Below are 24,213 nucleotides of genomic sequence, written 5' to 3'. Positions count from 1 at the left end.
CGCGCGCCGGGCGGGCGGGTGCCGGGTGTGGGGGTACGCGTGCCGGGCGGGCGGGGGAGTGGACGCGTGCGCCGGGTGCGCGGCGGGTACGTGGGTGCGGCGGTGTGCGTACGGGGGTCAGAACCGCCCGGCGCCCAGGTCCCGGGAGACCGCCCGGGCACACTCCCGTACGGCCGTGATCAGCTCGGGCCGCAGTTCCCGGCCCTCCTCGCCGACGGTGCAGATCCGCTCCACCGCGCCCGTGATGGCGACCGCGCCCACCGGCATCCGCCGCCGGTCGTGGACGGGGGCCGCGACCGCGGCGACGCCCTCCCAGGTCTCCTCCACGTCCGCCCCCCAGCCGCGGGCACGGGTGAGGGCGAGCACCCCCTCGAAGTCCTCCAACGAGGTCAACGTCGCGGGCGTGAACGACTTGCGCTCCGCCTCCACCGCCTCCGAGTGCGCCACCGGGTCGTACGCCGCCAGCACCTTCCCCAGCGCCGTGGAGTGCAGCGGCTGCATCGCCCCCACCTCCAGCACCTGGCGGCTGTCGTCCGGGCGGAAGACGTGGTGGACGATCAGCACGCCGTGCTGGTGCAGCACGCCCAGGTGGACGCTCTCACCGCTGGAGCGGGCCAGGTCGTCGGTCCACACCAGGGCGCGGGCGCGCAGTTCGTGCACGTCGAGGTAGCTGTTGCCGAGCCGCAGCAGCTCCGCGCCGAGCTGGTAGCGGCCGGACGCCGGGTCCTGTTCGACGAAGCCCTCCGCCTGGAGGGTGCGCAGGATGCCGTGGGCGGTGCCCTTCGCCAGATCGAGCGACGAGGCGATGTCCGACAGGCCCAGTCGGCGCTCGCCGCCGGCGAGCAGCCGCAGCATCGCCGCCGCCCGCTCAAGCGACTGGATGTTCTTCGCCATCGGATCGGCCCTCTCCACTGCTGTTCGACAATGCTGAACACTATCGGCCGATGCCGACCTTGTTCGCTGCCGTGTGAGTATCCCGCGCCCGGAAGTTTCACAGGAACCCCACAACCCCACGAATTGGGGACATGTTCGCCCCGAACGGCATCCCGGCGTCCGTGGCTCCGGCGCTGACGCCCGTGCACGGCGACACCCACCCGGCGCCGGCGCACGGATCCGCGCCGACCCCATCACAACTTCTGATGCAGCCTTTCTTCGGGGTGCATCACCCCAGGTGGCACCGGCGTTCCCGGGCGTCCGGGGGATGGACCACCCCTCTCCTTGCGCGCCGTACCCGGTTACCCTGACTCCGTGCGCGCCCCACCGGGCGGCGCAAAGCCGACAGCCGTCGCATCCCAGGGAGCCCGTCCATGGCCTCGTCGCCCACCCCTTCCGCACCCTCCGCCGACATCCCCGCCCGGGTCGCCGCGCTCCGCGAGGCCCTGGCCACGCGGGTCGTCGTCGCCGACGGAGCGATGGGCACCATGCTCCAGGCGCAGGACCCCACCCTTGAGGACTTCCAGGACCTCGAAGGGTGCAACGAGATCCTGAACGTCACCCGCCCCGACATCGTCCGCTCGGTGCACGCCGCCTACTTCGACGCCGGCGTCGACTGCGTCGAGACGAACACCTTCGGCGCCAACCACTCCGCCCTCGGCGAGTACGAGATCCCGGAGCGGATCCACGAGCTGTCCGAGGCGGGCGCGCGCATCGCCCGCGAGGTGGCCGACGAGTACACGGCCAGCACCGGGCAGCAGCGCTGGGTGCTGGGCTCCATCGGCCCGGGCACCAAGCTGCCGACCCTCGGCCACATCGGGTACGCCCCGCTCCGCGACGGCTTCCAGGCGAACGCCGAGGGCCTGATCGCCGGCGGCGCGGACGCGCTGCTCGTGGAGACCACCCAGGACCTGCTGCAGACCAAGTCGTCCATCCTCGGCGCCCGGCGGGCCATGGACGCGGTGGGCATCCAGGTGCCGCTGCTGTGCTCGATGGCGTTCGAGACCACCGGCACGATGCTGCTCGGCTCGGAGATCGGCGCCGCGCTCACCGCGCTGGAGCCGCTGGGCATCGACATGATCGGACTGAACTGCTCCACCGGCCCGGCCGAGATGAGCGAGCACCTGCGCTATCTGGCCCGCCACTCCCGCATCCCGCTGCTGTGCATGCCGAACGCCGGTCTGCCCGTGCTCGGCAAGGACGGCGCGTACTTCCCGCTGGACGCCGAGGGCCTGGCCGACGCCCAGGAGACCTTCGTCCACGAGTACGGCCTCTCCCTGATCGGCGGCTGCTGCGGCACCACCCCGGAGCACCTGCGCCAGGTGGTGGAGCGGGTGCGCGACCTCACGCCGCCCGAGCGCGAGCCGCGCCCCGAGCCCGGCGCCGCCTCCCTCTACCAGACCGTGCCGTTCCGCCAGGACACCTCGTACATGGCGATCGGCGAGCGGACGAACGCCAACGGTTCGAAGAAGTTCCGCGAGGCCATGCTGGCCGCCCGCTGGGACGACTGCGTGGAGATGGCCCGGGACCAGATCCGCGAGGGCGCCCACATGCTCGACCTCTGCGTGGACTACGTGGGCCGGGACGGCGTCGCCGACATGGCCGAGTTGGCCGGTCGGTTCGCGACCGCCTCCACCCTGCCGATCGTGCTCGACTCCACCGAGGTCGACGTCATCCGCGCCGGCCTGGAGAAGCTCGGCGGCCGGGCCGTGATCAACTCCGTCAACTACGAGGACGGCGACGGCCCCGACTCGCGCTTCGCCCAGGTCACCCGACTGGCCCAGGAGCACGGCGCCGCCCTGATCGCGCTCACCATCGACGAGGAGGGCCAGGCCCGTACCGTCGAGACCAAGGTCGCCATCGCCGAACGCCTGATCGAGGACCTCACCGGCAACTGGGGCATCCACGAGGCGGACATCCTCATCGACACCCTGACCTTCACCATCTGCACCGGTCAGGAGGAGTCCCGGGGCGACGGCATCGCCACCATCGAGGCCATCCGCGAGCTGAAGCGGCGCCACCCCGACGTGCAGACCACGCTGGGGCTCTCCAACATCTCCTTCGGCCTCAACCCGGCCGCCCGCATCCTGCTGAACTCCGTCTTCCTCGACGAGTGCGTCAAGGCCGGCCTGGACTCCGCGATCGTCCACGCCTCCAAGATCCTGCCGATCGCCCGCTTCGACGACGAGCAGGTCACCACCGCGCTGGACCTGATCTACGACCGCCGGGCCGAGGACTACGACCCGCTCCAGCGGCTGATGGAGCTGTTCGAGGGCGTCGACACCAAGTCGCTGAAGGCCGGCAAGACCGAGGAACTGCTGGCGCTGCCCCTGGAGGAGCGCCTCCAGCGGCGGATCGTCGACGGCGAGAAGAAGGGGCTGGAGGACGACCTCGACGCAGCGCTGGCCGAGCGGCCCGCGCTCGACATCGTCAACGAGACCCTCCTTGAAGGCATGAAGGTCGTCGGCGAGCTCTTCGGCTCCGGACAGATGCAGCTGCCCTTCGTGCTCCAGTCCGCCGAGGTCATGAAGAACGCGGTCGCCTACCTCGAACCGCACATGGAGAAGTCCGACGCCGAGGGCAAGGGCACGATCGTGCTGGCCACCGTGCGCGGCGACGTCCACGACATCGGCAAGAACCTCGTCGACATCATCCTCTCCAACAACGGCTACAACGTGGTCAACCTGGGCATCAAGCAGCCCGTCTCCGCGATCCTGGAGGCCGCCGAAGAGCACAAGGCCGACGTGATCGGCATGTCCGGCCTGCTGGTGAAGTCCACGGTGATCATGAAGGAGAACCTGGAGGAGATGAACCAGCGGAGGATCGCGGCGGACTTCCCCGTGATCCTCGGCGGCGCCGCCCTCACCCGTGCCTACGTGGAGCAGGACCTCCACGAGATCTACGAGGGCGAGGTCCGCTACGCCCGGGACGCCTTCGAGGGGCTGCGCCTGATGGACGCCCTGATCGGCGTCAAGCGCGGCGTCCCCGGCGCCAAGCTGCCCGAGCTGAAGCAGCGCCGGGTGCGGCCCGCGGCCGCCGCGGTGGTGGAGGAGCAGGTCGAGGAGGGCTCGGCGCGCTCCGACGTCGCCGTCGACAACCCCGTCCCCGAGCCGCCGTTCTGGGGCACCCGGGTGATCAAGGGCATCCAGCTCAAGGAGTACGCCTCCTGGGTCGACGAGGGCGCGCTCTTCAAGGGTCAGTGGGGGCTCAAGCAGTCCCGCGCCGGCGACGGGCCCAGCTACGAGGACCTGGTCGAGAACGAGGGCCGGCCCCGGCTGCGCGGTCTGCTCGACCAGCTCCACACCCGCAACCTGCTGGAAGCCGCCGTCGTCTACGGCTACTTCCCCTGCGTCTCCAAGGGCGACGACCTGATCGTGCTGCACGAGGACGGCTCCGAGCGGACCCGGTTCTCCTTCCCGCGCCAGCGGCGCGGGCGGCGGCTGTGCCTCGCGGACTTCTTCCGTCCGGAGGAGTCCGGCGAGGTCGACGTGGTCGGACTCCAGGTCGTCACGGTCGGCTCGAAGATCGGCGAGGCGACGGCCGAGCTGTTCGCCGCCGACTCCTACCGCGACTACCTGGAGCTGCACGGGCTCTCCGTGCAGCTCGCGGAGGCGCTGGCGGAGTACTGGCACGCCCGGGTCCGCGCCGAACTCGGCTTCGCCGGCGAGGACCCCTCCGACGTCACCGACATGTTCGCGCTGAAGTACCGCGGCGCGCGGTTCTCCCTGGGCTACGGGGCCTGCCCCGACCTGGAGGACCGGGCGAAGATCGCGGACCTGCTGGAGCCGGAGCGGATCGGCGTCCAGCTGTCCGAGGAGTTCCAGCTCCACCCGGAGCAGTCCACCGACGCGATCGTGATCCACCACCCGGAGGCCAAGTACTTCAACGCTCGGTAGTCCGTTCATCACACCGCCAACGGGTGTCGGTGGGCAATTCGCAGCACGTTCGTCCGACGAGTCGTAAACTGGTCGGTCCAACGCAGGCCGGTCGCCAGTCCCAGCGGGGAAGCCGTGGGGAAGGGGCGGCCGGCCTTCTCGTCCCTTCCGGAGGTGTGCCGATGACCAGCACGATCCCCACGTCCCCCACTCAGACGGCGGACGGTGCGGCCCTCCAGGCCGTTCTGCTGGACATGGACGGCACCCTGGTGGACACCGAGGGCTTCTGGTGGGACGCCGAGGTGCGGGTCTTCGCCGAGCTGGGACACGAGCTGGACGAGGCGTGGCGCGAGGTGGTCGTGGGCGGCCCGATGACGCGCAGCGCGGGCTATCTGATCGAGGTCACCGGCGCCGCCATCGCCCTCCCCGAGCTCACCGTGCTGCTGAACGACGCCTTCGAGAAGCGCATCAGCGAGGGCGTGCCGCTCATGCCGGGGGTGCAGCGGCTGCTGGCCGAGCTGGCCGCCCAGGAGGTCCCCACCGCCCTGGTCTCCGCCTCGCACCGCCGCATCATCGACCGGGTGCTGGACGCCGTACCGCACGACTTCGCGCTCTCCGTCGCCGGGGACGAGGTCCCGCGCACCAAGCCGCACCCCGATCCGTACCTGCTGGCCGCCCGGGGGCTGGGCTTCGAGCCCGCCCGCTGCGCCGTCATCGAGGACACCGCGACCGGGGTCGCCTCGGCCGAGGCCGCCGGCTGCCCGGTGGTCGCCGTGCCGTCCGTCGCCCCGATCGCGGCCGCGCAGGGCCGGGTGGTGGTGGACTCCCTCCAGGACGTCGACCTGGCCTTCCTGCGCCGGTTCGCCGCTTCGACGCACTGACGGCCCACCGCCGGCCAGACCCGCGCTACTGTCCTTGCATCATGAATGCAAGAAAGAATTAGGTCGTTCTGATTTCGGAACGGTCTTTTCGTTATTCCGCGTTGGTTGAATCCGGATCCATTTTCCCTGGAGTCTCCGCATTAATTTTTCGGCGTGACGTTCGTCACGCAGCGTGTCCTGGGTGAGGGTGCCGGCGCGGAGCATTTCGCCCTTACGAAACATTCCGCAGGGTCTTCGTCGCCGCAGAGGCATGGACGATCACTGAGCGAAATCGCCCCAACTTCGGGCCGGTCAAACGCACCTGACGCATCCGACTACTGTCTTCGCGGGTCTTCGGACCCGCAGTACCCAGTGCCGGATGAGGAGAACGTCCAGGATGAACCGTAAGACTTTGGCGCTGCCGGCCGTGGTCGGGCTGCTCGCGCCCGCGCTCGTCGCCTGCGGCGATTCGGGGGGCGACGCCAGCGGCGGCGGCACCATCGTCGTCGGCACCACGGACCAACTCACCGCCGGCAAGGGCAGTCCGGCGCCGCTCGACCCGGCGTACGCGTACGACACCGGCGCCTGGAACGTGCTCCGCCAGACCGTCCAGACCCTGATGCACGCGCCCCGCGGCGGCGGTCAGCCGGTCCCCGAGGCGGCCCAGTCCTGCGGCTTCACGGACAGGTCAAGCGAGAGCTACCGCTGCAAGCTGCGCAGCGGACTCGCCTTCGCCGACGGCACCCCGATCACCGCGGAGGACGTGAAGTACTCCCTGGAGCGGGTGCAGAACATCAACGCGGACAACGGCACGGCCACCTTGCTGTCGACCGTCGACACCATCGAGACCAAGGGCGACGACGAGGTGGTCTTCCACCTCGCGTCCCCGGACGCCACCTTCCCGTACAAGCTCTCCACGCCCGCCGCCGGCATCGTCAACAAGAAGCAGTACGACGGGAAGAAGCTGCGCGCGGGCTTCCAGGTGGACGGCTCGGGCCCGTACACCATGAAGCCCGAAGTCTCCGGCGACGAGGTCACCAAGGTGGTCTTCACCCGGAACGAGTCGTACACCGGTGACGTCAAGGTGCGGAACAAGAAGGTCGAGTTGCGGATCTTCAAGGACGCCACCGCCATGGGCGAGGCCCTGGAGAAGGGCGACATCGACGTGATGACCCGGGAAATGTCCCCGAGTCAGATCAAGGAGCTGGAGGAGAAGCCCAAGAAGGGCATCGAGCTCATCGAGATGCCGGGGCTCTCGATCCGCTACCTCGCCTTCAACACCAACCACCCCTCGGTGAAGGACAAGGCGGTGCGGCAGGCCATGGCCGCCGTCGTCGACCGCGGCCAACTCGCCGGAAAGGTCTACGGAACCACCGCGGAGCCGCTGTACTCGCTCATCCCGGCGAACATCGGCGCCCACAAGAACTCCTTCTACAACCAGTACGGCGAGCCCAGCGTCGCGAAGGCCGCGAACATCCTGAAGAAGGCCAACATCAAGGCCCCGGTGGAACTGAAGCTGCACTACACCACCGACCGCTACGGCGCCGGCACCGCCCGGGAGTTCGAGGCCCTGCGGGACCAGCTGAACGCCTCCAAGCTCTTCTCCGTCACCATCGAGGGCGCCGAGTGGTCCTCCTTCCGCACCGCCCAGAAGCGCGGTGACTACCCCGTGTACGGCATGGGCTGGTTCCCCGACTTCCCGGACCCGGACAACTACATCGCCCCGTTCCTGGAGAAGGGCAACTTCCTCAACTCGCCCTACGTCAGCGCCGAGGCACGGGCCCTGATCCCGCAGTCCCGCCGCCAGGCCGACCGGGGGGCCGCGTCCAAGGAGTTCACCCAGATGCAGGACATCGTCGCCACCGACGTGCCGGTGCTGCCGCTGTGGCAGGGCAAGCAGCACATCGCCGTGCGCTCCGGCATCCTGGGCGGCGACACGCTGCTGAACGCCAGCTCCGACCTCCAGCTCTGGGTGCTCCGCAACAGCTAGTTACCCCTGCGGCGGCTCCCGCGGAGGGGCGCGGCAAGCACACACGAAGGAGCGGCGGCGGGCCCGGGCCCGCCGCCGCTCCTTCCGTCCGTACCTCCGGGCCGGCCGCTACTGCGCGCCGGGGCGGACCAGACCGCTCTCGTACGCGTACACCGCGGCCTGCACCCGGTCGCGCAGCCCCAGCTTCGTCAGCACGTGGCCCACGTGCGTCTTCACGGTCGTCTCGCTGACGAACAGGTCCGCGGCGATCTCCGCATTGGACAGACCGCGCGCCACCAGCTTCAACACCTCGACCTCGCGCTCGGTCAGCGTGTGCAGCGTGTCCGGCACCGGCTCGTCACCGGAGGGCAGATGGCCCGCGTACTTGTCGAGGAGGCGCCGGGTGATGCTGGGGGCCAACATCGCCTCGCCCGCCGCGACCACCCTGATCGCCTGCACCAACTCATTGGCCGGGGCGTCCTTGAGCAGGAAGCCGCTCGCCCCGGCGCGCAACGCCTCCACCACGTACTCGTCGAGATCGAACGTCGTCAGCACCAACACCTTCGCCGGGCCGTCCCGGCCGGGGCCGGTGATCTGCCGGGTCGCCTCCACCCCGTCCATCCGCGGCATGCGGATGTCCATCAGCACCACGTCGGGCTGGAGCGCCCGCACCTGGTCGAGCGCCTGGAGGCCGTCGCCGGCTTCGCCGACGACCGCGATGTCCTGCTCCGCCTCCAGAATCATCCGGAAGCCGGTGCGCAGCAACGGCTGGTCGTCGACCAGCAGGACGCGGATAGCCACAGGAACTCCTCACATCGGGTCGGAACCCATTCTGCCCTGACCGCCCTCGGCCGACGCGGCCGGGGAAACGCTCAGCGGATAGACCGGGGGAGTCCCGCCGAATTCGGGGCAGAGCGCCTGGTGGTCGCACCAGCCGCACAGCTTCGTGGGCCGCGGGCGCCAGTCGCCCGACTCCGTCGCCAGCCGGATCGCCTCCCACAGGGCCAGCAGCTTGCGCTCCACCCGCTCCAGATCGCTCGGCACCGGGTCGTACGTCACCACGTCACCGCTGCCCAGGTACACCAACTGGAGCCGGCGCGGCACCACCTTCTTCAGCCGCCAGATCACCAGCGCGTAGAACTTCATCTGGAACAGCGCGCCCTCGCTGTACTCGGGGCGGGGGGCCTTGCCGGTCTTGTAGTCGACGATCCGGACCTCGCCGGTCGGCGCCACGTCCACCCGGTCGATCACCCCGCGCAGCCGCAGCCCCGAATCAAGCTCCGCCTCCACGAACATCTCCCGCTCGGCCGGCTCAAGGCGCGTCGGGTCCTCCAACGAGAACCAGCGCTCCACCAGCGCCTCCGCCTCGCCCAGCCAGCGGGCCAGCCGCACGCCCCCCTCGTCCTCGGCGAACAGCCCGCCGAGCTCCGGACGGCCCTCCAACAGCCGGTCCCACTGGCCCGGCACCAGCGACTTCGCCCGCGGCGGCGTGCGCTCCGCCGCCGGGGCGTCGAACAGGCGCTCAAGCACCGCGTGCACCAGCGTGCCCCGGGTGGCGGCCTCGCTCGGCTTCTCCGGCAGCCTGTCGATCACCCGGAACCGGTACAACAGAGGGCACTGCATGAAATCGCTCGCCCGTGACGGCGACAACGACATCGGCACAGCACCCGCCCCCCGTGCCCCGGGGACCTGTTCGCTCGTCCTCATGACGCAGACCCTACGGCCCGCCACTGACAGCGAGCGCAATACCATCGACGTCAGGGGAGACAGCACTGCATGATCGAAGGACCGGACCCCCGGCGACCTCGCGACGAAGGGACCCCGTGAACGAGGACCACTCCAGCAGCGAGCGCTCACGCGCGTCATCGTCCGCGGGCGGCGCGCCCCCGGACGACGGCAAGAAGCGGCGGCGCCCCGACGGCCCCGGAGGCGGCATCCTCATGGGCCGCCCCTTCGGCGTGCCCGTGTACGTCGCACCGAGCTGGTTCCTCGTCGCCGCACTGATCACCTGGGTCTTCGGCGGCCAGCTCAACCGAGTGCTCCCCGAGCTGGGCGGGCTGAGCTACCTCGTCTCCCTCTTCTTCGCGGTCGCCTTCTACGCCTCCGTGCTCGTCCACGAACTGGCCCACACCGTCGTCGCCCTCCGCTACAAGCTGCCGGTGCGCCGCATCCAGCTCCAGTTCTTCGGCGGGGTGTCGGAGATCGAGAAGGAGTCCGAGACCCCCGGCCGCGAGTTCGTCCTCGCCTTCGTCGGACCGCTGCTCTCCCTGGTGCTGGCCGGCGTCTTCTACCTGGGCATGCAGGCCGTGGAGCCCGGCACCGTCCCCGGCGTGCTGCTCGCCGGACTGATGATCTCCAACCTCATCGTGGCGATCTTCAACCTGCTGCCCGGCCTCCCGCTGGACGGCGGCCGCATGCTGCGCGCCGTCGTGTGGAAGATCACCGGCAAGCCGATGAGCGGCACCGTCGCCGCGGCCTGGGTCGGCCGGGCGCTCGCCGTCGCCGTCCTCATCGGCCTCCCGCTGCTCACCCACACCGGCGCCCTCGGCAACCCCAGCCAGAAGATCGGCGGCACCGAGACCGTCACGGACGCCCTGCTCGCCGCGATCCTCGCCGCCATCATCTGGACCGGCGCCGGCAACAGCCTGCGCATGGCCCGGCTGCGCGAGCACCTCCCCGAACTCGCCGCCCGCACCCTCACCCGCCGCGCGGTGCCCGTGGAGTCCCACACCCCGCTCTCCGAGGCGCTGCGCCGGGCCAACGAAGCGGGCGCCCGCGCCCTGGTCATCGTCGACGGCCAGGGCCACCCCACGGCCCTCGTGCGCGAGACCGCGATCGTCGGGGTCCCGGAGCACCGCCGCCCCTGGGTCGCCGTCAGCGGCCTCGCCCAGGACCTCACGGACGGCATGCGGGTGTCCGCCGACCTCGCCGGCGAACCCCTGCTCGACCGGCTGCGGGCGAACCCGGCGACGGAGTACCTGGTCGTCGAGGACACCGGCGAGATCTACGGCGTCCTGTCCACGGCCGACGTCGAACGCGCCTTCGTCGCCGCAATGGCGCGCTGACCGTCGCCGCGACCGTACCCGGCCGGCTCCCGGCCGGCCGCGGGTGGTCATCGACGGGGCGCGCGGGCCGGTAGGCTGGTCACATGTCCGAACCGACCGGTGCCGCCCGCCGACGCGGGCCCTTCAAGGTCGGGGACCAGGTCCAGCTCACCGACCCCAAGGGTCGCCACTACACCTTCACGCTCGAAGCCGGGAAGAACTTCCACACCCACAAGGGGTCCTTCCCGCACGACGAGCTGATCGGCGCTCCCGAGGGCAGTGTTGTCCGCACCACGGGGAACGTCGCGTACCTCGCGCTGCGCCCCCTGCTCCCCGACTACGTCCTGTCCATGCCCCGCGGCGCCGCCGTGGTCTACCCCAAGGACGCGGGTCAGATCCTGGCCTTCGCCGACATCTTCGCCGGCGCGCGCGTCGTCGAGGCGGGGGTGGGCTCCGGCTCCCTCAGCGCCTTCCTGCTGCGCGCCATCGGCGACCACGGCATGCTGCACTCCTACGAGCGCCGCCAGGACTTCGCGGAGATCGCCCAGCAGAACGTGGAGCGCTACTTCGGCGGGCCGCACCCCGCCTGGGAGCTCACCGTCGGCGACCTCCAGGACAACCTCTCGGACACGGACGTGGACCGGGTCATCCTGGACATGCTGGCGCCCTGGGAGTGCCTGGACGTCGCCTCCAAGGCGCTGGTCCCCGGCGGCATCCTGTGCTGCTACGTGGCGACGACCACGCAGCTCGCCCGCACCGTCGAGGCCATCCGCGAGATCGGCTGCTTCGCCGAGCCGCAGCCGTGGGAGTCGATGATCCGCAACTGGCACGTCGAGGGCCTGGCCGTCCGCCCCGACCACCGGATGATCGGCCACACCGGCTTCCTGGTCACCGCCCGCCGCCTCGCGGACGGGGTGGAGCCGCCGATGCGCCGCCGCCGCCCGGCCAAGGGTGCCTACGGCGAGGACTACGTCGGCTGGGGCGGCGACAAGGACGCCCAGGGCAAGGGCTGACGAAGCCCCGTCCGACCCGGTGTCGACACCGGGCCACCGACAACCGAACGGCGCCGCGCGCGAGTTCTCCACCGGAACCGGGAACTCGCCCGCGGCGCCGTCGCATTGGCAGCGGCCGCCCGCGAACTCGCCTTCGCCCCCGCTGTTCCGAGCCCTTGTGACGTGTGGCACGATGCAAACCTCTTCGCACACCGCCGCCCGGACGCCCTCCAGCTCCCTCGCCGGCCTCCCGCAGCTCGTCCGCCACGATCCCTGTTCTTCGTTCCACCGTCGTCACAGGAGACTTCCCGCGTGCAGCCCTCCGCAGTCCCGGACCTCGCGCACACCCGGACCCGACCGGTCCACTGGCTCGCCACCGCCGCCGCGATGGCCGGCGTCGTGGCCCTCGCGGGACTGTTCCAACCCGACGGCGCCACCGCCAACCAGCCGGAGCGCAAGGCGACCACGGCCGCGCCCGACCCCGCGGACGTGCGGCTGCCGCTGGAGTGCCCCGGCACCGTCGGCGTCGTGACCGGGAAGGCGATCGGCGACCTGGACGGCGACGGCGGGCAGGAGAGCGTGGTCACGGCCCGCTGCAACGCGGGCTCGGGCAGCCCGCCCGCCGGCATCTACGTGCTGAACCGGGCGAAGGACGGCCAGCCCAGGGTCGTCGCGACGCTGCTGACGCCCGCGGACGGGCTCAGCGTCAGCGATCTCGCCGTGCGCGACGGCGCGGTGCGCGCCACCCTGCTCGGCTACTCGTCACCGGACGTGCCGACCTGCTGCCCCGACGAGCAGGAGCAGGTGTCCTGGAAGTGGCGGGGCGGGGCGTTCGTGCGCACCGTGCAGGGGCAGTCGGACACCGCCGCGATGTGAGACGCGCGTCCACCGACCGAACTGCACGCGGAGAGTGACCGAATCGTTACTCCGCGTCGGGGCCGTAGACTTCGACGCCGTCCGCGGCCCGTCGGACGTGGATGCAGTCGCCCGGGCACTCCTTGACGGAGTCCACCACGTCGCGCAGCAACGGCAGCGGCACCCGGGTCGTGGCACCCGGTTCCTGGAGCAGTTCGTCGTCGGCGCTCTTCACGTACGCGAGACCGTCGATGTCCAGCTCGAACACGTCGGGCGCGTACTGGGCGCAGATCCCGTCGCCCGTGCACAGGTCCTGGTCGATCCAGACCTCCAGCGCCTCGGTGGCGTCCGGGGACGGGGCCTCGTGCTGCACGGTCATGTCTCCTGCCGTTCCTGCGTCGGGTGAAGCGTCCGGTGCGCACCGCGAAGCAATTCGCGCCAGCCCTGACGGGTGTTGAACACCTCGACGATAACAACCGACCGCTTTCGGATGGTGCTGGGTGGGTATCCCCCTGGCGTGAGGGAGAGCGCAAGGGTGAAGATCGGACACGCCCCGACCGTCTTTGTGATCTAGGGGTTTCAATCACCACCCGCCCAGGTAGGGTCAGGAAGCGTCCAGCTCCCCTTGGAGGAGGTGAGGACCGTGGCAGCCCACGACGACGACATCAACCGCGGCATCCGGCCCGGGCGGGGGTCTGAGGACCCAGCCGGCCAGGTCGCCTATCTCGAGCAGGAGATCGCCGTCCTGCGCCGCAAGCTCGCCGACTCTCCGCGACACACGAGGATTCTCGAAGAGCGGATCGTCGAGCTGCAGACCAACCTGGCCGGCGTGTCCGCTCAGAACGAGCGGCTCGCCAACACGCTCCGTGAGGCCCGGGACCAGATCGTGGCCCTCAAGGAGGAGGTCGACCGGCTCGCGCAGCCACCGGCCGGCTTCGGGGTCTTCCTGACCGCGAACGAGGACGGGACCTGCGACATCTTCACCGGGGGCCGCAAGCTCCGGGTGAACGTCAGCCCCAGCATCGACCTCGAAGAGCTGCGGCGCGGCCAGGAGGTCATGCTCAACGAAGCGCTCAACGTGGTCGAGGCCATGGCCTTCGAGCGCGCCGGGGACATCGTCACCCTCAAGGAGGTCCTGGAGGACGGCGAGCGGGCCCTGGTGGTCGGGCACACCGACGAGGAGCGGGTGGTGCGGCTCGCCGAGCCGCTGCTGGACGCCACCATCCGCCCCGGCGACGCCTTGCTGCTGGAGCCGCGCTCGGGGTACGTCTACGAGGTCGTCCCCAAGAGCGAGGTCGAGGAACTCGTCCTCGAAGAGGTCCCGGACGTCGACTACGAACGGATCGGCGGCCTCGGCGGCCAGATCGAAATGATCCGCGACGCCGTCGAGCTCCCCTACCTCCACCCCGACCTCTTTAAGGAGCACGAACTCCGGCCGCCCAAGGGCATCCTGCTGTACGGCCCGCCCGGCTGCGGCAAGACGCTGATCGCCAAGGCCGTCGCCAACTCCCTTGCCAAGAAGGTCGCCGAGGTCACCGGGCAGCCCGCGGGGAAGAGCTACTTCCTCAACATCAAGGGCCCCGAGCTGCTCAACAAGTACGTCGGCGAAACCGAGCGGCACATCCGACTGGTCTTCCAGCGGGCCCGGGAGAAGGCGTCGGAGGGCACGCCCGTCATCGTCTTCTTCGACGAGATGGAGTCCCTGTTCCGCACCCGCGGCTCCGGCGTCAGCTCGGACGTGGAGAACACCATCGTCCCGCAGCTCCTCGCCGAGATCGACGGCGTCGAGGGCCTGGAGAACGTGATCGTGATCGGCGCCTCCAACCGCGAGGACATGATCGACCCGGCGATCCTGCGCCCCGGCCGGCTCGACGTGAAGATCAAGATCGAGCGCCCGGACGCCGAGGCGGCGAAGGACATCTTCGCGAAGTACCTCACCGCGACGCTCCCGCTGCACGCCGACGACGTCTCGGAGCACCGGGGCTCCAAGGAGGCCGCGGCCCAGGCGATGATCCAGTCCGTCGTCGAGCAGATGTACGCGGAATCCGAGGAGAACCGCTTCCTGGAGGTCACGTACGCCAACGGCGACAAGGAAGTCCTGTACTTCAAGGACTTCAATTCCGGCGCGATGATCCAGAACATCGTCGACCGGGCGAAGAAGATGGCCATCAAGGCATTCCTCGACCACAACCAAAAGGGTCTGCGGGTCGCCCACCTCCTCCAGGCGTGTGTGGACGAGTTCAAGGAGAACGAGGACCTGCCGAACACCACCAACCCGGACGACTGGGCCCGGATCTCCGGAAAGAAGGGCGAGCGGATCGTGTTCATCCGTACCCTTGTCACCGGAAAGCAGGGCGCCGACACCGGACGCTCCATCGACACGGTGGCGAACACCGGTCAGTACCTCTAAACGGGCACACCGGCTGCGGATGCCCCGGCCGGGCATCCGCAGCCGGTTTCTTTCCCCAGCGGGCCATAACCAGCCCATAACCAGCAATGACGAAATCGATCTCCCCACCAGCGCAGAGGCGTTCTAGGCTCTGCGGTACCGCCGAGTCGCGCAGTGCGGGGTCGGGCACCGCGTGCGCACCGGAGCACCAGCGGTACTTGAGCGCCGTTCCCGAACGGGAGCGCCGCCGGGCAAGGAGGGCCGCATGACCGTACGGCGAGTAATGGGCATCGAGACGGAGTACGGGATCTCCGTTCCGGGACACCCGAACGCCAATGCCATGCTCACCTCGTCCCAGATCGTCAACGCGTACGCGGCGGCGATGCACCGGGCGCGCCGCGCCCGCTGGGACTTCGAGGAGGAGAATCCGCTGCGGGACGCCCGCGGCTTCGACCTCGCCCGTGAGGCCGCCGACTCCAGCCAGCTCACCGACGAGGACATCGGCCTGGCGAACGTGATCCTCACCAACGGTGCCCGGCTCTACGTCGACCACGCGCACCCCGAGTACAGCTCGCCCGAGGTGACCAACCCGAGGGACGCCGTGCTGTGGGACAAGGCCGGCGAGCGGATCATGGCCCAGGCCGCCGAGCGGGCCGCCCAGCTCCCCGGCGCGCAGCCCATCCACCTGTACAAGAACAACACCGACAACAAGGGCGCCTCCTACGGCACCCACGAGAACTACCTGATGAAGCGGGAGACCCCGTTCTCGGACATCGTGCGGCACCTGACGCCGTTCTTCGTCTGCCGCCAGGTCGTCACCGGTGCGGGCCGGGTCGGAATCGGCCAGGACGGCCACGAGCACGGGTTCCAGATCAGCCAGCGGGCCGACTACTTCGAGGTGGAGGTGGGTCTGGAGACCACCCTCAAGCGCCCGATCATCAACACCCGCGACGAGCCGCACTCGGACGCGGAGAAGTACCGCAGGCTCCACGTGATCATCGGGGACGCCAATCTCTCCGAGATCTCGACCTATCTGAAGCTGGGCACCACGGCCCTGGTGCTCTCCATGATCGAGGACGGCTTCATCGCGGTCGACCTCGCCGTCGAGCAGCCCGTGCGCACCCTCCACCAGGTCTCGCACGACCCGGACCTCAAGCGGCTGATCACGCTCCGCAGCGGTCGCACGCTCACCGCCGTCCAGCTCCAGATGGAGTACTACGAGCTGGCGCGCAAGTACGTGGAGGAGCGCTTCGGGGTGGACGCGGACGAACAGACCAAGGACGTCCTGGCGCGTTGGGAGGACACCCTCAACCGCCTGGAGAACGATCCGATGAGCCTGTCCGGCGAGCTGGACTGGGTGGCGAAGAAGGAGCTGATGGAGGGCTACCGCCGGCGGGACGGGCTGGACTGGGACGCCGCCCGGCTGCACCTGGTGGACCTCCAGTACGCCGACGTGCGGCCCGACAAGGGGCTGTACAACCGTCTGGCGGCCCGCGGCAAGATGCAGCGGCTGCTGGACGAGGACGACGTCGTGCGCGCCGAGACGAAGCCGCCGGAGGACACCCGGGCCTACTTCCGCGGGCGGTGCCTGGAGCAGTACGCGGACGACGTGGCCGCCGCCTCCTGGGACTCGGTGATCTTCGACCTCCCCGGTCGGGACTCCCTCCAGCGGGTGCCGACCCTGGAGCCGCTGCGCGGCACGCGCAACCACGTCAAGGAGCTGCTGGACCGCTGCCGCACCGCGGAGGACCTGGTCCGGGTGCTCTCCGGCGGCTAAAAGACCTCCGCTCGGGAATCATCTCCGAAAGCCTTCGGGATCACCACGGTGACCCCGGGCGTTGGGACAAGTGCAGGGCCGTTGTCGGACGCTCCTTGTAATGTCTGGGTAGCGTCTGATCTTGACCGGACGACATTGACCGGACGACTCACGTCAGGGCTAACCGAGCGGGGTGAGGGACATGGCGACCAAGGACACCGGCGGCGGACAGCAGAAGGCCACGCGTTCCACCGAGGAGGTCGAGGAGCAGGCGCAGGACGCGCAGGCATCCGAGGACCTCAAGGAGCGCCAGGAGAAGCTGTCCGACGACGTTGACTCCGTGCTGGACGAAATCGACGACGTCCTGGAGGAGAACGCGGAGGACTTCGTGCGCTCCTTCGTACAGAAGGGCGGAGAGTAACTCCTCCTGACCCCGCGGGGGCCCGCGGCCCCCGGGGGACTCCATCGGCCGTTCGTCCCGGTGCCGCCGCCCACCGCGGGGCACCGGGGCGGATGACCGGTCACGGCGCGGGTAAGGTCCGTGCACAGTTCGTAAGATCGGCCCGCGCTTCGGTGTCGGGCCGCCGCCTACCCGGAAGGAAACGCGTGGAAGCCAATCCTCGTAACACCGGGCGTCTGCCGGCAGCCTTCCTGACGCCCGGCTCGTCCTCGTTCCTGGACTTCCTCGGCGAGCACGCCCCGGAGCTGCTGCCCGGCAAGCGTGCCGTGCCCGCGGTCCAAGGCTCCTTCGAGGCTCCGCACGGCACGACCATCGTCGCGGTCACCTTCCCCGGCGGCGTGGTGCTCGCCGGTGACCGGCGGGCCACGATGGGCAACATGATCGCCCAGCGCGACATCGAGAAGGTGTTCCCCGCCGACGAGTACTCGGCCGTGGGCATCGCGGGCACCGCGGGCCTCGCGGTGGAGATGGTGAAGCTCTTCCAGTTGGAGCTGGAGCACTTCGAGAAGGTGGAGGGCGCCCAGCTCTCCTTGGAGGGCAAGGCGAATCGGCTCTCGACCATGATCCGGGGCAACCTCGGCATGGCGATGCAGGGCCTGGCCGTCGTACCGCTCTTCGCCGGGTACGACGTCGACCGCGGGAAGGGCCGGATCTTCTCGTACGACGTCACCGGCGGCCGCTCCGAGGAGCAGGGGTTCGCCGCGACCGGGTCCGGCTCGGTCTTCGCCCGCGGCTCCCTGAAGAAGCTCTACCGGGACGACCTGACCGAGGAACAGGTCGTCACCCTGGTCATCCAGGCGCTGTACGACGCCGCCGACGACGACTCGGCGACCGGCGGACCCGACGTGGCGCGCCGGATCTACCCGCTCGTCACGGTCATCACCGACGAAGGCGTGCGCCGGCTCACCGAGGAGGAGTCCTCCGAGGTCGCCCGGGCCGTGGTGGAGCGCCGACTCGACCAGCCCGACGGCCCGCGCGCCGCGCTCCTGTGACGCCTTCGCCACTGACAGTCCAAAGACAGAAAGGGACGGATAGCCGGTGACGACGCCGTTCTATGTCTCGCCCGCCCAGGCCATGCAGGACCGGGCCGAGTACGCCCGGAAGGGCATCGCCCGTGGACGCAGCCTCGTTGTGCTGCAGTACGCCGACGGCATCGTGTTCGTCGGCGAGAACCCGTCCCGTGCCCTGCACAAGTTCAGCGAGATCTACGACCGCATCGGGTTCGCCGCGGCCGGCAAGTACAACGAGTACGAGAACCTCCGCATCGGCGGCGTGCGCTACGCCGACCTGCGGGGCTACACCTACGACCGGGACGACGTGACCGCGCGGGGCCTGGCGAACGTCTACGCCCAGACGCTCGGCACGATCTTCTCCAGCCAGGCCGAGAAGCCCTACGAGGTCGAACTGGTCGTCGCCGAGGTCGGGGCGACCGCGGAGGGCGACCAGATCTACCGGTTGCCGCACGACGGGTCGATCGTGGACGAGCACGGCTCGGTCGCGGTCGGCGGCAACGCCGAGCAGATCAGCACCTTCCTGGACCAGCGCCACCGCGACGGGATGACGTTGGCGGAGGCGCTGAAGCTGGCGGTGCAGGCGCTGTCGAACCAGACCAACGGCAACGAGCGCGAGATTCCGGCGGAGCGGCTGGAGGTGGCGGTCCTGGACCGCACGAGGCCCCAGAAGAGGAAGTTCAAGCGCATCGTGGGCAGTCAGCTCGCCCGGCTGCTGGAGCAGGAGTCGGACGGTGCGCCGAGTGCCGAGGCGGACGACGCCGCCGACGACGCGGCCGAGGACGCCGACGAGAAGTAGCGGGCCCGGCAGGGAGCCTGCGTCGCAGTACGGGTGAGGGGCGCTGCGGGTCGGACGGACATCCGGCCCGGGGCGCCCCTCGCGCACGTCCCGGGCCGGGCGGTCAGGGCAGCGACCAGTGGTGGAAGCCGTGGGTGCCGACGGTGAGCCAGGAGCCGTCGCCGAGCGGTGTCACCCGTCCCACCGGCACCGGATAGCGCAACCGGCCCAGGGGGTGCAGCGTGGCGGCGTCGCACAGCCAGTGGCGGTGCGCCCCCGCTCCGCCCCCACTGCGAGGACGAGCGGCCACCAGGACGTGCCGGCCGGCCAGCAGATGGGCGTCTTCGAACACCTCGTCGCTGCCCTCCCGGAGGTCGACGGGGCCCGCACGGCGACCGGCGAGCGCCGCCAGGTCGTAGACGGCGACGGGCTCGTCCCCGGTGATGTCGTGCGCGGCGAGTTCGTCGCGGTCGTCCTCCGGGGCGAGGAGTTCGGCGCGGCGTAGCGTCAGGGCGCGCGCGGAGCCCGGTAGGAAGCCGATCACCTCCCGCATGCGGGTGCCGCCGCGGATGTGCAACCCGTCGTGCCGGGGCTCGATCCACCAGGTCGACCAGCCGTACCAGGCGGTCCAGCAGGACAGCGCGAGGAGCGAGCCGTCGGGGTGCCAGCGCTGGGTGACGACCGAGGCGCGGCTGTTGACGGGGCGGGCGGACCGGATGCGACCCGTCGCGGCGTCCAGGAGCAGCAGCACGTCCCGCCCGTAGCCGGGGCCGCCGGGGGAATGAGGCGGCCGGGTGCCGTTGCTCGCGGGCTCCGCCAGCGCCGGTACGACCGCGCTGACCAGGGTGCCGTCCGGGCTGACGGCCGGGGCGTCGGGCGCTTGCGGATGCGGCGGGCCGCCGTGCCACGTCGGGTGCGGCACCTCCCAGCGGACGTTCCCGGTGGAGTCGACCGCCCGTACGCACGTGGGGCCGGCGAGGACGGCGCCGTCGGCCAGGGGCGTGCCGTCCGCGCCCGGGGGCACCTCGACGGCGCAGCGCGGGGCGGATCCGCCGCGCAGGAAGGCGTCGGTGTCGTACACCTCCAGCCGGCCCGCGTGCCGGACGGCCAGCCGCGCTCCGGCGGCCACGGCCGCCGAACCCGGCGCCGCGTCCACCGCCCCGACCAGGACGGCGTCGATCGGTGTCTCCGCCGGACTCGTCATGATCGTGATCGTGACACGGCTCCGGACGCCCCCTCAAGGGTTGCAAGGGGTCCGCAACGCCCTCGTAGGAAACGTCCTCACGGGCCGTGCGGGGGAGCGGTGGAGGCGCGGGCGACCAACTGGACGGGCAGGTCGCCGTCGGTGGGAGCGCGGCCGTCGAGGACCGCGAGGAGCGCCGACATGGCCCGCTCGCCGAGGCGTTCGGCTGGCAGGTTGACCGTCGTCAACTCCGGTTCCAGGGCGCTGGCGAGCGCCAGGTCGTCGAAGCCGGTGACGGAGACGTGCTCGGGGATGCGCAGTCCGCGGCGGCGCACCGCCTTGCAGGCACCGGCGGCCAGCACGTCCCCGTCGCACACGATCGCGGTGGGCACGGGGTCCGGCCCGGCGAGCGCGGCGGCGACGGCTTCGTGCGCCCGGTGGACGTCCAGCGGGCTGCGCACGGTCCGCAGTTCCGTGCCGGGCACGGCGCCGACGGCCTCGCGCAGGGACCGGGCGCGGACGTCGAAGGTCCAGGCGTCCACCGCGGACGCCAGGTGCAGGAACCGGCGGTGGCCGAGGGCGAGCAGGTGGTCGGCGACCTGGCGCACGCCGTCGGCGATGTCCAGGTTCACGTGCGCTGCCGCCCCCCGGTCGGCGGGGTCGCTGTCGATCATCACCAGCGGCAGTTCGGCGCCCCGGAGCCGGGAGAGGGCCCGGGTCGCCATGGAGGAGGCGATGATCCCGTCGAGGGCGGCGCTGGCCGATGCGAAGGGGTCCTTCGCCGGGGTCCCGACGTCGGGGGAGGGGTAGACGACCACGCCGAAGCCGTGGTCGGCGGCGACCGCCGCCGCGCCCGTGTAGACGTGGGCGAAGAACTCGTTGGTGAGCGCCGGCACCACCAGCAGGGCGGTCCTGGTGCGGCCCAGCCGCAGGCTGCGGGCCGCGAGGTTGGGGCGGTAGCCGAGCTCCTGCGCCGCGCTGCGCACCGCTCGCTCGGTCTTCTCCGAGACTCGGCCGCGCCACTTGTCGCCGAAGACGAGGGAGACCGTGGCCTGGGAGACGCCGGCGACCCGGGCCACGTCCCGGCTCGTGGGCCGGGGCCCGTCCCCGTCGAAGCGGCGCGCCCCGCTCGTGTCGGTCGGGGAGTGGCCCTGTGCCATCGCTGCCGTCCTCGTCGCCCGTCGGCCGCCCGCACGGGTCGGGACCCATCGGAGGGCGGCGCGGTGGACCGGTGGGTGTCGACATGGTACGTATGACGCCGGACGTTATACGTACAACCTCGGGTGTTGTCGAGCGGAAGGGGCGGGACATGGCCACAGGAGGCATCGGCGACGGAGCCGGCGGCGGGGGCGCGCAGGCCGTCGGCTACGCCGACGTGCTCAGGGCGCCGTACGCGGCGCGCCTGCTCACCGGCACGCTGGTGGGGCGGCTGCCGCACGTCACCGGGCCCGTGGCCATCGTGCTGTTCACCCGGGCCGAGGGCGGCAGCTACAGCCTCGCCGGCGGGCTCGCCGCCGCGTACGGCCTCGCGACCGCCGTCGGTCAGCCGCTGCTGGGCCGGGCCGTGGACCTCAAGGGGCAGCCGCGCGTCCAACTGCCCGCGGCCGTGGTGTCCGGCCTCGGGATGGTGCTGCTGGCCTTCGCCGGGATCGGGACGCTGCCCCTCGCGTACGCGGCCGTCGTGGTCGCCGGCCTCTTCACCCCGCCGCTGGAGGGCGGCCTGCGCGCCCTGTGGTCGAGCGTGCTGGGGCGCGAGGCGCTGGTGCACCGGGCGTACGCCATGGACGCGATAGCCCAGGAAGTCCTGTTCACCGTGGGCCCGCTGCTGATCACGGTGCTCGTCGCCGTCGGGTCCGAGTCCGCCGCGCTGCTGGTGATCAACGTGCTGGGCGTCCTCGGCACCCTCGCCGTCGTGGCGTCCGAGCCGTCCCGCACCTGGCGATCCGCGCCCCGGGAGGCCCACTGGCTCGGCGCGCTGCGCTCGCCCGCGCTCCGGGTCGTCTTCGTGGCGTTCCTCTTCGTCGGGCTCGCGCTCGGCTCGATCACCGTCGCCGGGGTGGCGTACGCGGACGACCACGGCCGGGACGCGATCTACGGCTGGCTGCTGGCCGCGCTCAGCTTCGGCGCCCTGGTCGGCGGCGCGGCGTACGGCGCCCGGCAGTGGGCCGGTGCCCCCGAGCCCCGGTTGCGGGCGATCGTCGCGGCGCTGGCCCTCGGCTACCTGCCGCTCGCGCTCACCCCGGGCGTGGCCCCGATGCTGGTGCTGGCCGGCGTCTCCGGGTTGTTCCTGGCGCCCGCGCTCGCCTGCTCGTTCATCGTCATCGACCGCCACGCGCCCCGGGGCACGGTCACCGAGGCGTTCTCCTGGCTGGTGACCACCTTCGGCGTCGGTGCGGCCGCCGGCACCGCAGTGACGGGACCGGTCGTCGAAGACGTCGGGACCTCCTGGGGGTTCCTCGTGCCGGGCGCCGCGGGGGTCGCCGCCCTGATGGTGCTGACGGCGGGGCGCCGGGCCCTCGCACGGCCCCGGCGCGGCGCGGACGCGGCCCGGGAATCGGCCCCCGCCGTCGAACGTGTCGAAATTGATCGCAACGGTGCGACCGAACCCGGTTTCAGCTCCGGGCGTGAGGCGTAATGTTCAGACATGGACCGCCGCATTTTCGGGCTGGAGAACGAGTACGGCGTCACGTGCACGTTCAGGGGACAGCGCCGACTGTCGCCTGACGAAGTGGCGCGCTACCTCTTCCGCCGTGTCGTGTCATGGGGCCGCAGCAGCAATGTGTTCCTGCGGAACGGCGCCCGTCTGTACCTCGACGTGGGCTCGCATCCGGAATACGCAACGCCGGAATGCGACAACGTGACCGAACTGGTCACGCACGACAAGGCCGGCGAGCGCATTCTCGAAGGACTGCTGGTCGACGCCGAACGCCGTCTGCACGAGGAGGGAATCGCAGGCGACGTCTATCTCTTCAAGAACAACACGGATTCGGCCGGAAACTCCTACGGCTGCCACGAGAACTATCTCGTCGCCCGGCACGGGGAGTTCTCCCGCCTCGCGGACATCCTCATCCCGTTCCTCGTCACCCGGCAGTTGCTGTGCGGCGCGGGAAAGGTGCTCCAGACCCCGCGCGGCGCGGTCTACTGCGTCAGCCAGCGCGCGGAGCACATCTGGGAGGGCGTCAGCTCGGCGACCACCCGCTCGCGTCCGATCATCAACACCCGGGACGAGCCGCACGCGGACGCCGAGCGCTACCGCAGGCTCCACGTCATCGTCGGCGACTCGAACATGTCCGAGACGACCATGCTGCTGAAGGTCGGCGCGACCGACCTCGTCCTGCGCATGATCGAGGCGGGCACCGTGATGCGCGACCTCACCCTGGAGAACCCGATCCGGGCCATCCGCGAGGTCAGCCACGACACCACCGGCCAGCGCAAGGTGCGCCTGGCCAGCGGACGCGAAGCCTCCGCCCTGGAGGTCCAGCGGGAGTACTACGAGAAGGCGGTCGACTTCGTCGACCGGCGCGGCATCCGCACCGGCACCGTGGAACAGGTGCTGGAGCTGTGGGGCCGCACCCTGGAGGCGATCGAGACCCAGGAGCTGGACCGGATCTCCACCGAGATCGACTGGGTCATGAAGCACCAGCTCATCGAGCGCTACCGGGCCAAGCACAACATGACCATGTCGCACCCCCGGGTCGCCCAGATAGACCTCGCCTACCACGACATCCACCGCCGCCGCGGGCTCTACTACCTGCTGGAGCGCAAGGGCCAGGCCACCCGCATCTGCAACGACCTGAAGATCTTCGAGGGCAAGTCCGTGCCCCCGCAGACCACCCGGGCACGGCTGCGCGGCGACTTCATCCGGCGCGCGCAGGAGCAGCGCCGGGACTTCACGGTCGACTGGGTGCACCTCAAGCTCAACGACCAGGCGCAGCGCACCGTGCTGTGCAAGGACCCCTTCCGCGCGGTGGACGACCGGGTGGAGAAGCTGATCGCCGGCATGTGACGCCGCTCGCGCATCCGGGATCGGCTCGTCCGGTCGTACCGGCGGCTGCCCACGTCACACCAAACGGTGGAACGCCACCCGGGCCCCGTACGTTCTGCGTGCG

19 protein-coding genes are annotated in these 24,213 nt (G+C 70.8%); 13 read left to right on the top strand and 6 right to left on the bottom strand.

Features of this window, described 5'->3' with window-relative positions:
• Positions 1 to 117: 117 nt before the first annotated feature.
• Positions 118 to 894, bottom strand: coding sequence for an IclR family transcriptional regulator (locus ACH4E8_RS25865; RefSeq protein WP_398452208.1), 777 nt, complete (start codon positions 892 to 894; stop codon positions 118 to 120).
• A gap of 413 nt (positions 895 to 1,307) precedes the next feature.
• On the opposite strand from ACH4E8_RS25865, the gene metH reads away from it, so the two are divergent.
• The 3 genes from metH to ACH4E8_RS25850 all read left to right on the top strand — a co-directional run bounded on the left by metH (position 1,308) and on the right by ACH4E8_RS25850 (position 7,658).
• Complete coding sequence (gene metH, locus ACH4E8_RS25860) at positions 1,308 to 4,829, top strand: methionine synthase (RefSeq protein WP_398452205.1); 3,522 nt, start codon at positions 1,308 to 1,310, stop codon at positions 4,827 to 4,829.
• 161 nt (positions 4,830 to 4,990) lie between these two features.
• Positions 4,991 to 5,689 (top strand): HAD family hydrolase, encoded by a 699-nt coding sequence (locus ACH4E8_RS25855; RefSeq protein ID WP_398452202.1) that lies wholly within the window; start codon positions 4,991 to 4,993, stop codon positions 5,687 to 5,689.
• 376 nt (positions 5,690 to 6,065) lie between these two features.
• The gene (locus ACH4E8_RS25850; protein WP_398452199.1) at positions 6,066 to 7,658 is read left to right on the top strand and encodes an ABC transporter substrate-binding protein; all 1,593 of its coding nucleotides are present in this window, start codon (positions 6,066 to 6,068) and stop codon (positions 7,656 to 7,658) included.
• 108 nt (positions 7,659 to 7,766) lie between these two features.
• On the opposite strand, the gene ACH4E8_RS25845 is transcribed toward ACH4E8_RS25850, so the two are convergent.
• Positions 7,767 to 8,438 (bottom strand): response regulator transcription factor, encoded by a 672-nt coding sequence (locus ACH4E8_RS25845; RefSeq protein WP_016639462.1) that lies wholly within the window; start codon positions 8,436 to 8,438, stop codon positions 7,767 to 7,769.
• A 9-nt stretch (positions 8,439 to 8,447) separates the two neighbouring features.
• Complete coding sequence (locus ACH4E8_RS25840) at positions 8,448 to 9,344, bottom strand: RecB family exonuclease (protein WP_398452196.1); 897 nt, start codon at positions 9,342 to 9,344, stop codon at positions 8,448 to 8,450.
• 116 nt (positions 9,345 to 9,460) lie between these two features.
• Here ACH4E8_RS25840 and ACH4E8_RS25835 point away from each other — a divergent pair, with 116 nt between their 5' ends.
• From ACH4E8_RS25835 to ACH4E8_RS25825, 3 genes are all read left to right on the top strand, one after another.
• Entirely contained in the window at positions 9,461 to 10,702 is a 1,242-nt protein-coding gene (locus tag ACH4E8_RS25835; protein ID WP_398452193.1) for a site-2 protease family protein, read from the top strand.
• A gap of 83 nt (positions 10,703 to 10,785) precedes the next feature.
• Complete coding sequence (locus tag ACH4E8_RS25830) at positions 10,786 to 11,694, top strand: tRNA (adenine-N1)-methyltransferase (RefSeq protein WP_398452191.1); 909 nt, start codon at positions 10,786 to 10,788, stop codon at positions 11,692 to 11,694.
• Between the two features lie 291 nt (positions 11,695 to 11,985).
• A complete protein-coding gene (locus tag ACH4E8_RS25825) occupies positions 11,986 to 12,549 on the top strand; it encodes a hypothetical protein (protein ID WP_398452188.1) in 564 nt (187 codons plus the stop codon).
• 46 nt (positions 12,550 to 12,595) lie between these two features.
• Here ACH4E8_RS25825 and ACH4E8_RS25820 read toward each other — a convergent pair whose 3' ends face one another.
• Positions 12,596 to 12,907 carry a ferredoxin gene (locus ACH4E8_RS25820; RefSeq protein ID WP_398452185.1) on the bottom strand — a complete coding sequence of 104 codons (312 nt, stop codon included), beginning with the start codon at positions 12,905 to 12,907 and terminating at the stop codon, positions 12,596 to 12,598.
• Between the two features lie 264 nt (positions 12,908 to 13,171).
• On the opposite strand from ACH4E8_RS25820, the gene arc reads away from it, so the two are divergent.
• The 5 genes from arc (at position 13,172) to prcA (ending at position 18,942) form a co-directional block, all read left to right on the top strand.
• Positions 13,172 to 14,938, top strand: coding sequence for a proteasome ATPase (arc, locus tag ACH4E8_RS25815; RefSeq protein ID WP_398452182.1), 1,767 nt, complete (start codon positions 13,172 to 13,174; stop codon positions 14,936 to 14,938).
• Positions 14,939 to 15,182: 244 nt separating this feature from the next.
• Positions 15,183 to 16,694, top strand: coding sequence for a depupylase/deamidase Dop (dop, locus tag ACH4E8_RS25810; RefSeq protein ID WP_398452179.1), 1,512 nt, complete (start codon positions 15,183 to 15,185; stop codon positions 16,692 to 16,694).
• 181 nt (positions 16,695 to 16,875) lie between these two features.
• Positions 16,876 to 17,094, top strand: a complete 219-nt coding sequence (locus ACH4E8_RS25805) for a ubiquitin-like protein Pup (protein WP_011027899.1) — start codon at positions 16,876 to 16,878, stop codon at positions 17,092 to 17,094.
• 185 nt (positions 17,095 to 17,279) lie between these two features.
• Positions 17,280 to 18,125 carry a proteasome subunit beta gene (gene prcB, locus ACH4E8_RS25800; protein ID WP_398452174.1) on the top strand — a complete coding sequence of 282 codons (846 nt, stop codon included), beginning with the start codon at positions 17,280 to 17,282 and terminating at the stop codon, positions 18,123 to 18,125.
• A gap of 46 nt (positions 18,126 to 18,171) precedes the next feature.
• Complete coding sequence (gene prcA, locus ACH4E8_RS25795) at positions 18,172 to 18,942, top strand: proteasome subunit alpha (protein WP_398452171.1); 771 nt, start codon at positions 18,172 to 18,174, stop codon at positions 18,940 to 18,942.
• A gap of 103 nt (positions 18,943 to 19,045) precedes the next feature.
• On the opposite strand, the gene ACH4E8_RS25790 is transcribed toward prcA, so the two are convergent.
• Together ACH4E8_RS25790 and ACH4E8_RS25785 are read right to left on the bottom strand one after the other, a co-directional pair.
• Positions 19,046 to 20,125: a hypothetical protein gene (locus tag ACH4E8_RS25790; RefSeq protein WP_398452168.1), complete on the bottom strand. Its 1,080-nt coding sequence runs from the start codon at positions 20,123 to 20,125 to the stop codon at positions 19,046 to 19,048.
• A 77-nt stretch (positions 20,126 to 20,202) separates the two neighbouring features.
• The gene (locus ACH4E8_RS25785; protein ID WP_398452165.1) at positions 20,203 to 21,264 is read right to left on the bottom strand and encodes a LacI family DNA-binding transcriptional regulator; all 1,062 of its coding nucleotides are present in this window, start codon (positions 21,262 to 21,264) and stop codon (positions 20,203 to 20,205) included.
• 149 nt (positions 21,265 to 21,413) lie between these two features.
• Here ACH4E8_RS25785 and ACH4E8_RS25780 point away from each other — a divergent pair, with 149 nt between their 5' ends.
• Together ACH4E8_RS25780 and pafA are read left to right on the top strand one after the other, a co-directional pair.
• On the top strand, positions 21,414 to 22,739 hold the full coding sequence (locus ACH4E8_RS25780; RefSeq protein ID WP_398452162.1) for an MFS transporter: 1,326 nt from the start codon (positions 21,414 to 21,416) through the stop codon (positions 22,737 to 22,739).
• A gap of 9 nt (positions 22,740 to 22,748) precedes the next feature.
• Positions 22,749 to 24,110, top strand: a complete 1,362-nt coding sequence (gene pafA, locus ACH4E8_RS25775) for a Pup--protein ligase (protein ID WP_398452159.1) — start codon at positions 22,749 to 22,751, stop codon at positions 24,108 to 24,110.
• Positions 24,111 to 24,213 lie beyond the last annotated feature (103 nt).

Source organism: Streptomyces sp. NPDC017979 (assembly GCF_044328175.1).
Taxonomy (GTDB): domain Bacteria; phylum Actinomycetota; class Actinomycetes; order Streptomycetales; family Streptomycetaceae; genus Streptomyces.
Note: the sequence above shows the minus strand (reverse complement) of the source record. Positions and strands in the feature narration are given on the sequence as shown.

Bases quoted from the DNA above. Each gene is read 5' to 3' on its own strand.
- ACH4E8_RS25820 (WP_398452185.1), bottom strand. From the start codon at position 12,907: ATGACCGTGCAGCACGAGGCCCCGTCCCCGGACGCCACCGAGGCGCTG.
- ACH4E8_RS25840 (WP_398452196.1), bottom strand. From the start codon at position 9,344: ATGAGGACGAGCGAACAGGTCCCCGGGGCACGGGGGGCGGGTGCTGTG.
- dop (WP_398452179.1), top strand. From the start codon at position 15,183: ATGACCGTACGGCGAGTAATGGGCATCGAGACGGAGTACGGGATCTCC.
- ACH4E8_RS25785 (WP_398452165.1), bottom strand. From the start codon at position 21,264: ATGGCACAGGGCCACTCCCCGACCGACACGAGCGGGGCGCGCCGCTTC.
- pafA (WP_398452159.1), top strand. From the start codon at position 22,749: ATGGACCGCCGCATTTTCGGGCTGGAGAACGAGTACGGCGTCACGTGC.
- ACH4E8_RS25850 (WP_398452199.1), top strand. From the start codon at position 6,066: ATGAACCGTAAGACTTTGGCGCTGCCGGCCGTGGTCGGGCTGCTCGCG.
- ACH4E8_RS25865 (WP_398452208.1), bottom strand. From the start codon at position 894: ATGGCGAAGAACATCCAGTCGCTTGAGCGGGCGGCGGCGATGCTGCGG.
- ACH4E8_RS25805 (WP_011027899.1), top strand. From the start codon at position 16,876: ATGGCGACCAAGGACACCGGCGGCGGACAGCAGAAGGCCACGCGTTCC.
- ACH4E8_RS25830 (WP_398452191.1), top strand. From the start codon at position 10,786: ATGTCCGAACCGACCGGTGCCGCCCGCCGACGCGGGCCCTTCAAGGTC.
- ACH4E8_RS25855 (WP_398452202.1), top strand. From the start codon at position 4,991: ATGACCAGCACGATCCCCACGTCCCCCACTCAGACGGCGGACGGTGCG.
- metH (WP_398452205.1), top strand. From the start codon at position 1,308: ATGGCCTCGTCGCCCACCCCTTCCGCACCCTCCGCCGACATCCCCGCC.
- ACH4E8_RS25790 (WP_398452168.1), bottom strand. From the start codon at position 20,125: ATGACGAGTCCGGCGGAGACACCGATCGACGCCGTCCTGGTCGGGGCG.
- ACH4E8_RS25780 (WP_398452162.1), top strand. From the start codon at position 21,414: ATGGCCACAGGAGGCATCGGCGACGGAGCCGGCGGCGGGGGCGCGCAG.